6 protein-coding genes are annotated in these 14,279 nt (G+C 32.5%); 2 read left to right on the top strand and 4 right to left on the bottom strand.

From position 1 onward, the window contains the following. Nucleotides 1-202: 202 nt before the first annotated feature. The 4 genes from G7A72_RS14565 to G7A72_RS14580 all read right to left on the bottom strand — a co-directional run bounded on the left by G7A72_RS14565 (nucleotide 203) and on the right by G7A72_RS14580 (nucleotide 3,585). Entirely contained in the window at nucleotides 203-1,480 is a 1,278-nt protein-coding gene (locus G7A72_RS14565; RefSeq protein ID WP_165152983.1) for a hypothetical protein, read from the bottom strand. A 386-nt stretch (nucleotides 1,481-1,866) separates the two neighbouring features. After that, on the bottom strand, nucleotides 1,867-2,436 hold the full coding sequence (locus tag G7A72_RS14570; protein WP_165152984.1) for a YceI family protein: 570 nt from the start codon (nucleotides 2,434-2,436) through the stop codon (nucleotides 1,867-1,869). Nucleotides 2,437-2,482: 46 nt separating this feature from the next. Further along, nucleotides 2,483-3,115, bottom strand: a complete 633-nt coding sequence (locus G7A72_RS14575) for an NAD(P)H-dependent oxidoreductase (protein ID WP_113666101.1) — start codon at nucleotides 3,113-3,115, stop codon at nucleotides 2,483-2,485. A 14-nt stretch (nucleotides 3,116-3,129) separates the two neighbouring features. Beyond that, entirely contained in the window at nucleotides 3,130-3,585 is a 456-nt protein-coding gene (locus G7A72_RS14580) for a MarR family winged helix-turn-helix transcriptional regulator (protein WP_165152985.1), read from the bottom strand. Between the two features lie 490 nt (nucleotides 3,586-4,075). Here G7A72_RS14580 and G7A72_RS14585 point away from each other — a divergent pair, with 490 nt between their 5' ends. Further along, nucleotides 4,076-10,468: a PAS domain S-box protein gene (locus G7A72_RS14585; RefSeq protein ID WP_165152986.1), complete on the top strand. Its 6,393-nt coding sequence runs from the start codon at nucleotides 4,076-4,078 to the stop codon at nucleotides 10,466-10,468. 427 nt (nucleotides 10,469-10,895) lie between these two features. Next, nucleotides 10,896-14,210, top strand: coding sequence for a chemotaxis protein CheB (locus tag G7A72_RS14590; protein ID WP_165152987.1), 3,315 nt, complete (start codon nucleotides 10,896-10,898; stop codon nucleotides 14,208-14,210). The last annotated feature ends 69 nt before the right edge of the window (nucleotides 14,211-14,279 follow it).

Raw genomic sequence — 14,279 nt, forward strand, 5'->3', positions numbered from 1 at the left:
AATGAAATTCGATTATTCAAACATAAAATGCGTTAAAAAACATTAAAAGCGAAGAATTTTTGTTAAATAAATCTATAGGTTTGAATTTAAAAAAAAAATATAACCTCAAAAAAACATACTAACCTTAAAAAAAGCAATCCTGAATGTTACGATTAATAAAATAGAGTAATTCGGTCATTCAAAATTTGAAAGACTTTATACTTTAATTGTCACTGACGACTATGGGGTCGACTTTTAGCCTAAAATCAAAAGTTTTTTTAGGGTTAGACTCCTTGAATAATGTTGTATGACTTGTCTTAGAGTATTCAATAGAAAAGGATTCATTGCTATACCAATTTTTTATTTCCGAATCATTAGTTGGGATTTCACTTTGAATACCTCCATCACAGTTATTAATAAGTACTGTTTGTAAATTAATTTTCGCCAAATTAGCTGAAATATTAGCTATTTTGCCTTCTAACAGAATGCAATTTTTAAATCCTGAAACAACACTGTTATTTAAACTAAAATAACTGTTGTCTTTAATGTAAATGGCTTCTCGAACTAATCCTTGATTGTTTTCTTCTAAATTTGCCAAAGTAATATTTGTAGCTGTTATTTTGGTCATTTTTTTGGTTACATCTGCATTTTCAATTTTATCAAAAGAGTCGATTTCAAAGCATCTCGAACCAGAAATATCGGATGAAAACGGATAACGAATGGCAAGACTATTGCTAATATTGCATTGTGCACCTTGCGTAAAATCAAAATCATCATCAGTAGCTTTGAATGAAATAATATTCTCAAAATTTACATCTCCGCCATAACACTCATAAGAATCATCATTGGAATAACTGATTTGAATAAAATTAAATTTAGTTTTTCTACCTACGCCTGCTAATGATAAGCCATTAAGTTCTTTGAGAGCATTAAGTTTCCTTCCGGAGAATTCGATACGAACATATTTTAATATCCCGGAATTGCTATCCTGATTTTGTCCTCCATAATGGTTTGCCATTGGGTCTATATTAAAGTCCAAAAATCCTACTCCTCCAGTTTTATTGATGGGAGCGTCCCCCATTATAATAATACCTCCCCAATCTCCAGGTTTTCTGGTAGAAATTTCTCTATTGGAAGTGAAAACAATAGGGTCTGTTTGTTCGCCTTCTGCCATTATTTTAGAGCCTTTTGATATTACCAGAGTGCCACATGTTTCTACATCGCCACGAATTACAGTTCCTGGTTCAATGGTTAATACAGCATTATTTGTGATGTATACAACACCTGTTAATAAGTACGTGTTTTTCTTATATAGTGTAAGGTCACTATTAATTGTACCAGTCAAAATGTTTGTAGTCTCAGGGTACTCTGCAGCTGTAGGTCTAAAATTAGTCCAATTACCCATCCAATTTGTGTCTCCGATAATACCTTTTATTTGTTGGGCATTTAGTGTCATGCTATTGATCAAACAGAGTATTGGAATAAGTATTATTTTTTTCATAATTAAATTTTGTTAATGAAATATTTGAAAGGTATTTATTTCTAAAGATTTACATTACGTTTTTTGGTCAACAAAAAACATATTATTCATTTTGGGAGGTTTATCATTTATTTATTTTTCAAAATTAAGCAGGTTGTGTTAACTGAATAAGCATAGAATATTAACGATATGTTACAATAGGATGTATTATGTAAATTTTTGATAGCCCTACAAATTCAAGATTTTAATCTAAAATTCAATTATTTCTAAACCAAACTCATTCTGTTGTTTTACATTAAATTTTAAATAAAAAAAGCCCTTGTTTTACACAAGGGCTTGATTATTAATTGATTTAAAGTCGCAGCAATTGTTTGTTACGGTTTTAAAATAGTATTTCTGAGATGAAATTAGAATTTCAAAGCTACAGCTAAAGTGAAATCATCATTGATAGCTTTGTCTCCTAAGCTGTCAAAGAAACTTCCAGAACCATATTTAATATCGTATTTTGTTCTGTCAATAACAACATTCGTTGTAGCTGTGTTTGCTGTTGTTGCAAGATCAAAAGTTACTGGTTTAGTGATTCCTTTAATAGTTAAATCTCCTGTTACAGCATACAAATTTGGAGATTTCGTAACTACTTTTTTGAAAACTAAAGTTGCCATAGCGAATTTATCCGTTCCAAAAAAGTCATCAGCTTTCAAGTGACCTTCTAGTTTTTCTTTACCTTGACCTGCTTTCAAATCAGTAACTACGATTGAATTCATGTCTACATTGAATGTACCACCAACTAATTTTTTTCCTTTGAAAACTAAAGCACCATCTTTAATGTTGATAGTTCCTTCATGTTGTCCAGTTACTTTTTTTCCTGTCCAGTTGATAGTACTTCCAGCAGTGTTGATTTTTTTAGTCTGTGCTGTTACGGATAATGTAGATAAAACTACTACTAATGCTAATGCGATTGATTTGAAATTTTTCATTTGTTTAAATTTGATTTGAATTAATATTTGATTTTGAATTAGTAATTTATAATGTAATGAATAAGTCTTCGTTTGATTTTCTGACTTTTTTGTAATGTTGAGTTGCATCCTCATCATGTCTGTAACCCAGAGTTGCAATTAAAGTAGCATTTAGCCCTAATTTGTCAAGCCCTAATATTTCATTAACTTGAGCAGGAACAAAACCTTCCATCGGAGTAGTATCAATCTTAAGTTCTGCTGCTACGTTCAATAAGTTTCCTAATGCTAAATAGGTTTGTTTTGCTGTCCAAATATTTTTTTCTTCATCAGAAAGAGAAATAATTTTAGATTTCATAAAATCCCCATAACCAGCTAAAGCTTCAATTGGAGTATTTCTGGTTTGACTTATATTTTTGATATAATCATCTATAGCTAAATCATCAAGATTTGTTTCATTAGCAAAAATGATTAAATGTGAAGCTTCAACAATTTGTGATTGTCCCCAAGCTGCCGGTTGAATATTTGCTCTCAATTCTGGATTTTCAACGATAATAACCTTATACGGTTGCAATCCATAAGATGAAGAACTCAATCGAATTGCTTCTTTTAAAGTATTTAAATCTTCGGCAGTTATTTTTTTTGTTGCATCGAATTTTTTCGTTGCGTATCTCCAATTTTGATTTTCTAAAAAAGTACTCATAATGTATTGACTATTTATTGGTTTCTATATTTCTCTAATAATTGATTTAACTGGTCTATTTCTTGTGAATTTAGATTTTTTGAAAAAAATTGCTCGTGAGCAATCACTTTTGGATCTAATGCTGCTAAAACTTCCAATCCTTTATGTGTAATTAACACTTCTATTTTTCGTCTGTTTTCAGGACATACTTTCCGAGTGACTAATTCTTTCAATAACAATTTATCTACTAATCGCGTTGTATTACTGGTTTTGGCTAACATTCGTTCTTGAATGGTCCACATATTTGCCGGATTTCCTTTTTGTCCTCTTAATATTCGAAGTACGTTGTATTGTTCTCCCGAAATTTCGTAAGGTTTTAATATTTCATTAAAATTTTCTGTTATTACATTTTGAGTATATAAAACGTTTAGAATAATTTTTTTAGAATTATCCATTGGAACAGTCGATTTTAAAATTTCTTCAATTTTCATATTTGTATATATGTAATTTGTTGGTACAAATGTAACACAATTTATAGTTGTATATACAAATGTAAATTAATTTTTTGTTAAAATTTTAAAAAGCTGTGGTGAATTAGATCTTTTAAAATTGTTATTCATTGTAAATCAGTTGTTTATTTTTTCAAAAGTGGCTAGCTGATTATATTTAGCTTTCAATAATTGAATGAAATTATGTTACCTGTTTTCTTTGATTATAAAAAAAGTAGACCATAATTATCCTCTTTACAAGTATTGAATCCAAGAAGAGGTGGAATAATAGAGTAAAAACCGAAATGAAAGTTTGGTTTTTTCTCGTTTATTGGTAAAAAGGATTGATTTATTTTTTTGGATTTTAAATATGAATGCAATACAATTATATTTAAAATATTGTTTTTAAGGGTTTTAATAGTTATGAAATAGTGTCCTATTTATTTTGTGACTATTATTTATTATATTTAAAAATTATTTGAATATAACCAGTATGAATAAAGCCAATCTATCTTACGAAGCTCTACTTCTTAAATTAAAGGAGCAAGAATTAGAAGTAAACCGGTTAACAGAAAAAGTAGCGTCATTGTCTAGTTTTAATTTTTTTATTGAAGAGTCTAATGATTTAGTGTGTATTGTGGGAACAGATGCTTTTTTCAAGGAGATTAACCCCGCTTTTGTTAAAATTCTAGGATATTCAAAAGAAGAATTATTGCAGGAATCCTTTCTCCATCTTCTGCATCCGGATGATCTTGAAAGATCGTTGCACGAGATTGGTAGTCTTGCAATGGGAAATCCCTCCACGAATTTTGAGAACAGATTTAAAAAAAAGAATGGTGATTTCGTACTGATTCAATGGACAGCGAATGCTATTTCTGTAGAAAATATTTATGCAATTGGAAGAGATATTTCTGAGATAAGAAGCACGCAAGAAAAGTTAATTAAGAAAGAAGACCTATTAAACCATGCACAACAAATTGCAAAAATGGGAAGTTGGGAGTTCAATTTATTAAATAAAAAAATGATTTGGTCTGAGGAATTGTATTCGATTTATGGAATCGAGAGTAAAATGGACCAGAATTTATATCAGGAGTTTTTGAATCTTTTTTCAGAAGAAGATGCTACATTTTTTCAGAATAAAATTAATCAATCCATCGCCGATAAAGAAAAATTTGAAGTACAACAAAACGTCATTTTATCAGATAATAGTAATAAGTGGTTGCATGCAATTGTAATTCCGCTGCTTGATACCTCTGGAAATGTTTATGCATTAAGAGGAAATACACAAGATATTACCCAAAAAAAAATTATTGAAGATTCCATCAAAGAGCAAGAAGCAGCTGTAGTACAATATAAATTAAAATTAATTGAGGAAGAAGGCAATGCTAAATTTAAGACGTATATAGAAAACGCACCTGACGGAGTTTTTGTCTTAGATGAAAAAGGGAATTATGTAGATGTAAACCATGCCGCAACAGTATTGACTGGGTATTCAAAAAAGGAATTACTGACTATGAGCTTTGGGAATTTGTCTTCTCAAGAATTACAAGGAGAATTATATAAGGAATTCCAAATTCTTTTAGAAAAGGGAACGGCCAAAAAAGAGTTTAAAACAATTCATAAAAAGGGAGCTATCAAATGGTGGTCTGTTGAAGCGGTGAAACTCTCCGAGAATCGTTTTTTGGGATTTGTTAAAGATATTACCGAAAGCAAAAAAGCATTAGAAACGATTGAAAATAATGATAAATATTTCCGAGCATTGGTCGAAAATAATGAGGGCATTATCACCGTTCTCGATGAAAATTTAAAAACATTATTTAGAAGTACTTCCTCGGAACGCATAACTGGTTATTCAAAAAAAGAATTTACTGAGATTTCTGATTCAGAATATTTTCATCCGGATTATATTGATTACGTGAATCAGAAGATGAAAGAAACATTCGAAAATCCGGGAGTTCTAAATCCTGTTCAGTTTCAGGTAAAACATAAAGAGGGACATTACATCTGGATAAAAGGAGTGCTAACAAACTTATTAGGTGAAGATGGTGTGAGGTTGATTATTGCCAACTTAAGAGATATTACAGAAAGTAAAATTGCTCAGGATAAAATTGCACAAAGCGAAAAACGATTCCGTGCTTTGGTTAAGAACAATGATGGTATTATTACGGTTTTTGATAAAGATATAAATACTATTTTCCGAAGCCCATCTTCGGCTCGTGTTACAGGATACACAGATGATGAATTTGAGAAAATTCTAAAAAATGAATATTTTCACCCGGATTATTTAGATTATGTGAATCAGATGGTCCAAAAAGCAATCGATAATCCTGGTAAACCTATTGAATTACTTTTTCAGGCTAAGCATAAAAACGGAAATTATATTTGGCTCCAAGGAATCTTAAATAATAAAATTGATGATAGTAGTATAGGAGGAATTATTTCGAATTTAAGAGATATAACGGAGACCAAAATAGCAAATGAAACTTTGTTGAGTGAAAGAAATAAGTTTGCTAAAATTGCAGACGCTTCACCAGGATTAATCTATTCGATGCGTCAAAATAAGGATGGAAGCCTTTCGTACCCTTATACCAGCAAGGCTATTGAGGAAATTTATGGTTTCACTTTTAAAGAAATTGAGAATAATGCGGAAAAAATATTTCAACTGATCCATCCAGATGATTTGGATTTCGTGGTGCAAAGTATTGCCTTAACAAAATCAAAATTAGTTCCTTTAAAATGCGAATATCGCTATTTTCATCCTAAAAAAGGATTAGTATGGCACGATGTAAATTCGTTACCGGTAGTTGAACCGGAAGGAACTGTGATTTGTCACGGTATTGTTACTGATATTACGCAACGTATCAGAGCTGATCAAAAACTGATCAAAGCCAACCGACTTTATTTATTCATCAGTCAAATTAATCAAATGATTGTTCGCACTACTGATGAAAAAACGCTTTTTGAAGAAGCCTGTAAAATAGCGGTGGATTTAGGTAAATTTAGAATGGTCTGGATTGGGACTGTCGATAAAAAAACCAAAAAATTAATTCCGGAGATGATTGCTGGAGAGAATAATGGGTATTTGTCAATAATTAAAACCATTTCCATAGAAGATATCCCTGAAGGAAGAGGTCCGGCCGGAACGGCAATGCGGGAAGCACGATATGTTATTTGTAATGATATTGAAAATGATCCAATGATGCAACCTTGGCGCAAAGAAGCTCTATCACGAGGTTATCTTTCATCGATGGCGGTGCCAATAAAAAAATCAGGAAAGGTAATAGGCGTTTTTTCTTTTTATGCCAATGAAAAAAACTTTTTTGACGCGGAAGAAATTGCATTGTTAGAGGAGGCAACGGGTGATGTGTCTTTTGCATTAGAAGTTTTTGAAAAAGAGGCTTTGAGAAAAAAGGCTGAGGAAGCAGTTATTGAAAGTGAACAGCGTTATCACTTGCTTACTGATATTGCTCCTGTAGGAATTTTTAGAACTGATGCTAGTGGCTATACCACGTTTGTCAATCCACATTGGTGTCAAATTTCAGGTTTGTCTTTTCAGGAAGCTATAGGAAATGGTTGGTTAAAATCAGTTCATGAGGAAGATAAAAATTCATTGTTCAGTGGGTGGCAAACTGCCACAAACCACAAACAAAATTCATCGTCTGAATACCGATTTGTGCGTCAGGATGGCTGTGTTTCCTGGGTGATGGGACAGGCTTTACCTGAAAAAAATATAAAAAATGAAATTGTAGGTTACGTAGGTACCATCACTGATATTACGGAACGAAAAAATGCAGAAGCGATAATCCTGCGAGAAAAAAATCTTTCGGATTCGATAATCAATAATCTTCCGGGAATTTTTTATCTCTATGATGAATCAGGAAGTTTTTTAAAATGGAATAAAAATTTTGAAGAAGTAACTGGGTATGATTATGAGGAAATCAGGCAAATGAATCCTGTAGAATTTTTTGATGGAGAAGAGAAGCAAAAAGTTAAAACAAGAATAAAAACAGTATTTGAAAGAAAATCACCTGGTATTGAAGTTGAATTCTTTACTAAAAATAAAAATAAAATCCCATATTATATTAGTTCTCATGTAATTGATTATGAAGGAAAAAGGTGCTTGGTAGGAATGGGAATTGATCTTACTGAACGTAAAAAAGCGGAAGAGAAAGTCAAAGAAGCAAATGAACGATTCGAAATGATTGCTGCGGCCACCAATGATGCAGTTTTTGAAGTAGATTTAGTAACAGGGGTAAGTTGGAATAATCAAACTTTTGTAGATCTTTTAGGCTTTGGCAGTATCGAACCTAATGGAGAAAACAACAGTGTTATTTGGCGATCAAGGGTGCATCCGGATGACAGGGAACGAGTGATTATAAATTTAGAGGATTCTAATGAAGGAATTGCAAATTTATGGTCAGATGAATTCCGTTTTCAAAAGGCTGATGGCAGTTACGGGATATTATATGGGCGAGGTGTAATATCTAGAGATGAAAAAGGTAAAGCACAGCGATTAAATGGTGCTTTGACTGAGATAACTGAGTTGAAAAATATAAAGAAGCAATTGATTAATAGTGAGGAAAAGTATCGCAGTTTGGTAGAACAAGCTTCAGACGCTATTTTTATTAATAATGTTTCCGGAGAATTACTTGAAGTAAATGAAAGTGCTTGTTTGCTGTTAGGGTATTCAAAGGAAGAATTGTGTACAAAAAATCTACAGGATTTGTATTCAAAAGAAGAGCTTAAATCAAGACCCATAATGTTGGAGGAATTATTGGGTGGGGAAAAAACATTGATTGAGCGTAATATGTTGCATCGTGATGGAACATTAATTTCGGTTGAGATTACTGCCAAAATGATTGTTGATGGTCGTATTGTGGCCATCGTTCGAGATGTAACCCAACGTAAAAAATCTGAGGATGATTTTAGGAAAATGAATAAAAAACTGGAAGCCATAATTGGAGCTTTACCAGATTTATTATTTGAAGTGAATATTGAAGGTAAAATTTTTAATTACCATTCCCGTCGAGATGATTTATTAGCTTTTCCTCCGAAAGCATTTCTAGGAAAAACATTTTCGGAAGTATTGCCACCGGATGTTTCAAATTTGTGCATTTCCGCTATTCGGGAAGCTTCTGAAAAAGGATACTCAACAGGCCGACAATATTCTTTGGAGTTACCAAGTGGTTTGCATTGGTTTGAACTTTCTATCGCACCTATGCAAGAAAGTCAGGATGATGAAATGCACTACATTTGTCTTTCAAGAGATATCACAGCAGCCAAAAAATCCGATTGGGCATTGCTAAAAAGCGAGGAACGATACCGCGGTTTGTTGAACAATCTAGATGCTGGTATTGTAGTTCATGCACCGGACACTTCAGTAGTGGTCAATAATATGAAAGCAGCTGAATTGTTGGGATTAACGGACAATCAAATGCGCGGAATTACAGCTTTTGATGCGACATGGAATTTCTTAAATGAAGATAATACGGTGATGTCTTTTGAAAGATACCCTGTAAACCAAATTGTCGCGACCAAAAAAGCACTCAAAAATTTTAGATTTGGCGTAAGCCGACCAATAACCAATGATGTTGTTTGGCTTTTAATAAATGGATATCCCGATATGGATGCAAATGGGGAAATTTATGAAATCGTAATCAGTTTTATTGATATTTCGGACCAGAAAGTGATGGAAATGGAGCTGGTAAAAGCGAAAGAATTAGCTGAAGCCGCAAATAAAGCAAAGACTGATTTCCTAGCTAATATGAGTCATGAAATTAGAACTCCTTTGAACGGAATAATTGGTTTCACGCATTTGTTGATGAAATCAAATCTAAAAAAGAATCAGTCCGCATATATGAAAACCGTTAATGAATCCGCAATTTCATTAATGGATATTGTTAATGATGTGTTGGATTTTTCAAAAATTGAATCGGGAAAATTAGAACTGAATATTGAAGAAATTAACCTTTTCAAATTAACAAATCAGGTTATTAATTTGTTTAAATATCAAGCTGATTTGAAAAAAATAGATTTAATTCTTGATATCAACAAAAGTATTCCACAATATATTCTGGCAGATTCCGTGCGATTGAAACAAATATTGGTGAATCTATTAAGCAACGCAATTAAGTTTACCAATTTTGGTGAAATTCGTTTGGATATTACCGAAATAGAGACAAACGAAAAGAAATGGTCTATAATTATGTTTTCTGTAAAAGATACTGGAGTGGGAATAAAAACAGTTAACAACGAAAAAATATTCAATTCATTTGTTCAGGAAGACAATTCAACGAATCGTAAATTTGGCGGAACCGGATTAGGTTTGGCAATATCAAATCAGCTTTTAGCATTGATGGACAGTAAGTTGCAATTAATTAGTAAACATGGCGATGGAAGTGATTTCTACTTTGTTGTTAAATTCAAAAAGACAAATCATAAGAAGAACAAAGAGCGACTCCTTTCTGATGCAGTTCAAAACGCAGCAATAATTCCAGTCACTGTTTTGGAAGATAAAAAGGTTTTAATAGTAGAAGACAATAAAATCAATATGCTATTGGCTAGAACACTTGTCAAAAAAATTATTTCAAATTGCATAATCATTGAAGCAAAAGATGGAAATGAAGCTGTAGAATTGTATAAAAAAGAGCAACCGGATGTTATTTTAATGGATATTCAGATGCCAAATAAAAACGGTTATCAAGCTACCAAAGAAATCAGGCAGCTAAAAGGAGCGGAACATATTCCCATAATTGCAATCACTGCAGGAATTATGGTTGGAGATAAAGAAAAGTGTCTGGAGGCAGGTATGAATGGCTATTTACCTAAGCCAATTATTCAATCAGATTTAGAACAAATGCTGTTTATGTGGCTGCAAAAAAAATAATAGATTTTAATGATTAATAAAAGTGTCTAATGATTTAGGCACTTTTTTTATGTAAAAAATTTAAAATTTTGTTCATTTTTTTTAATATATAATTTACTTGTGAAAACACATTTTTTTTACTAAATTTAACATGTATTAACTACTTATCAGTTAATTAATTATACAAATCTTACAAAAAAGACACTATTTATGAAAATTGCTTATTTTTATGAATATTTTATTTCAATCCTTTTTTTAGAATTATTAAACAGTTGTTAAATTAAATTTAGTTTCTGTGATGCAAGAGATATTTTTTTGTTTTTTTTAAAGGAACAAACCGCTAAAAACGTACTAAATTAGCCATTTATTAATACTCAAAATAAAAGAAGTAATTTGATAGAGCATTCCTACTCATCTTATAATAGTTATTGAAAATTCAAAATTTGTAATGATAAAAAATAATCAAGCCAACCTTGGTGAAGGTACAGTGTTAGATTTGAAACCAAAGTTGAAGGTATCGGATGCAGATGCCGCTGATTTTCCAATTATTGGTATTGGAGCGTCTGCTGGTGGGCTGGAAGCACTTGAGTTATTTTTTAAAAACATGCCCGTCAATAGTGGTATAGGATTCGTAGTAATTCAGCATTTGGATCCAACCCATACTGGAATAATGCCAGAGTTATTGCAAAGAATGACAACAATGAAAGTTTATCAGGCAACTGATGCACTACAAGTAAAACCCAATTGCGTTTATGTAATTCCACCCAATAAAAGCTTATCAATATTAAACGGAAAACTACATTTATTTGTTCCTAAAGAGTCTCGTGGCTTGCGATTGCCCATTGATATTTTCTTTAAATCTTTAGCACTGGATCGGCTGGAAAAAAGTATTGGTATTGTTCTTTCCGGAATGGGTTCCGATGGAAGTATAGGATTGAAAGCCATTAAAGAAAAAAATGGAATTGTAGTTGTGCAAGATCCTGTATCTGCAAAGTTTGATAGTATGCCTCGCAGTGCTATAGATTCAGTGATCGCCGATATTGTTGCTCCTGTCGAGGAATTACCTGCTAAACTGATGGCTTTGCTACGTTATTTTCCGGAAATTAAATCAGAATCGGATTTTCTTGTCAAAACCAAAAGCAGTCTGGACAAAATTATAATCTTGTTGCGGGATCAAACCGGGCATGACTTTTCGATGTATAAAAAAAGTACCTTATTGCGACGCATTGAACGAAGAAAAGGAATACATCACATTGATAAAATGCAAACCTATGTGCGTTTTTTACAGGAAAATCCAAGTGAAATTGAATTGCTTTTCAAAGAACTATTAATTGGTGTAACAAGCTTTTTTAGGGATCCCGCTGTTTGGGATAAACTCAAAGAAGAAATTATTCCGAATATGCTAAAAGATATTCCAGAAGGTAAAACGTTGCGCGCCTGGGTTCCAGCTTGCTCAACGGGTGAAGAAGCGTATTCCCTAGCAATAGTTTTTGAAGAAGCATTATCAAAAATAAAACCTCCTAAAAGTATAAAATTACAAATTTTCGCTACTGATTTAGACCTGTTGTCTATTGAAAAAGCCCGAAAAGGATTTTTTTATTCCAGTATCATAAAAGATATTTCTCCAGAACGGATTACTAAATTTTTTACCCTTGAAAATGACGGATACCGCGTAAATACATTCATTCGTGAAATGATAGTTTTTGCACCTCACAATGTTACTAAAGATCCTCCTTTTACAAAATTAGACTTATTGACTTGTCGGAATATGTTGATTTACATGGAGCCGGAGTTACAAAATAAATTAATAATGCTATTTAATTATAGCCTCAATCAGGGAGGAATTATGATGCTTGGTACTGCAGAGACCGTTGCAAGCAGCATCAAAGGATTTGAAGTAGTAGATTCTAAACTGAAGTTTTATAAACGGATTTCAAAATCAGTTTCTCCAGAGTTCTCCAATTTTCCAAGTTCTTATTCCCAAACAAAAAGAGTAACCATTGACACTATGAAAGAAACTAAGGTCGTTGAAAACATTCAGACACTTACGGATCAAATTTTGCTGCAACGTTTTGCCCCAGCAAGCGTACTTGTTAATAGCAAAGGGGATATCATATACATTACCGGCAGAACCGGAAAATATTTAGAACCTGTCGCAGGCAAAGCAAACTGGAACGTTCATGCGATGGCACGCGAAGGTTTGCGTAATGAACTGCCAGGAGCGTTCCGAAAAGCGTTGCAAAGTTTCGAACCGGCATATATTGATAATATAAAAATAGTTGAAAACGGAGGATTCCATTTTATCAATCTGACGGTGCAACAAATAGAAAGTCCAGATGCACTAAAAGGAATGATTATGGTTGTTTTTACAGACATTCCAACTAGTACCGAATCCGTTTCAGGAACTTCTAAATCAAGAAAACAAAGTGCGACTCTTAAACAACAAGAATTAGAAGCAGAGCTGAAACGCAGCAATGAAGATTTGAATAGCGTGAGAGAAGAAATGCAAACGTCTCAGGAGGAACTCAAATCCACGAATGAAGAACTGCAGTCTACGAACGAAGAATTACAATCTACCAATGAGGAATTGACTACTTCAAAGGAAGAATTACAGAGTTTAAATGAAGAATTACAAACGGTGAATACCGAATTACAAAGCAAATTAGTCGATTTTGAACAGGCCAATAATGATATGAAAAACCTGCTCAACAGTACTGAAATAGCCACTCTTTTTTTAGATAAAGAATTAAATATACGCCGATTTACTGATCCGGTAACCAAAATATTCAAGTTGCGTGCAACAGATACCGGGAGACCTTTCACGGATTTAGTTTGCGATTTGAAATATCCTGAAATGGTTAGTAATGCATTGGAAGTTATCAAAACATTGACACCCATTCAAAAGGAAGTTGCAACAGTTGATGGCAGGTATTATTACGTTCGAATTATGCCGTATCGTACATTGGACGATCGTATAGATGGGCTTGTAATCACATTTACGGATATTAGCGCAGCCAAAAAAGCAGAGGAATCCCTAAAATTAGAAAATCAATACCGCCGTCTTTTTGAATCAGCCAAAGATGGAATTTTGATTCTGAATTATGAAACCGGCAAAATAATAGATGTAAATCCTTTTTTAGTCGGAATGTTAGGATATTCTCACGAACAGTTAATTGAAAAATCAATTTGGGAAATAGGTTCACTCAAAGACATTGTGACTAATAAAGACAAATTTTCAGAATTACAAAAAAAAGAATTTATTCGCTACGAAAATTTGCCGCTCGAAACCGCGAAAGGAAGAAAAATAAATGTTGAGTTTGTCAGTAATGTTTATTTGGTCAACAATAAAAAAGTCATTCAGTGTATTATCCGTGACATTTCGGATCGTGTATTTGTTCAGGAGGCTTTAGTCAATGCTGAAACCCGTTACAAGCATCTTTTTGAATCAGTGAAAGATGGAATTATTTTCGTAGAAGGTGAAACAGGAAAGATCAATGCGATAAATCCTTTTTTTACAGATTTGATAGGGGAAACCAAAGAGAATTTTATTGGGAAAGAAGTTTGGGATGTTGAATTTCTAAAAAAATTAATACCAAACAAGTCTACTTTTACAGAATTAAGCCAAAAAAAATCATTTCATTCCATTTTCAAGGAAATTGAAACAAGCAATAATAAGCGAATCAATATCGAATTTATCAGCACGGTATATTTTATTGGAAATCAAAAAAACATTCAGTTTTTTATTCATGAAATAGCAGTATAGAATAGTATGTAAGTTAAAAGAGGTTGTATAATTTCCAATTTCAGACAATTAAATTAGTAGTATTTAAAA

The sequence above is a fragment of the Flavobacterium sp. Sr18 genome (genome assembly GCF_011064265.1).
Classification (GTDB): Bacteria; Bacteroidota; Bacteroidia; order Flavobacteriales; family Flavobacteriaceae; genus Flavobacterium; species Flavobacterium petrolei.

Excerpts from the sequence above, each read along its gene's own strand:
- G7A72_RS14575 (WP_113666101.1), bottom strand. The coding sequence starts at position 3,115 with ATGAGTACTTTTTTAGAAAATCAAAATTGGAGATACGCAACGAAAAAA.
- G7A72_RS14580 (WP_165152985.1), bottom strand. The coding sequence starts at position 3,585 with ATGAAAATTGAAGAAATTTTAAAATCGACTGTTCCAATGGATAATTCT.
- G7A72_RS14570 (WP_165152984.1), bottom strand. The coding sequence starts at position 2,436 with ATGAAAAATTTCAAATCAATCGCATTAGCATTAGTAGTAGTTTTATCT.
- G7A72_RS14585 (WP_165152986.1), top strand. The coding sequence starts at position 4,076 with ATGAATAAAGCCAATCTATCTTACGAAGCTCTACTTCTTAAATTAAAG.
- G7A72_RS14590 (WP_165152987.1), top strand. The coding sequence starts at position 10,896 with ATGATAAAAAATAATCAAGCCAACCTTGGTGAAGGTACAGTGTTAGAT.
- G7A72_RS14565 (WP_165152983.1), bottom strand. The coding sequence starts at position 1,480 with ATGAAAAAAATAATACTTATTCCAATACTCTGTTTGATCAATAGCATG.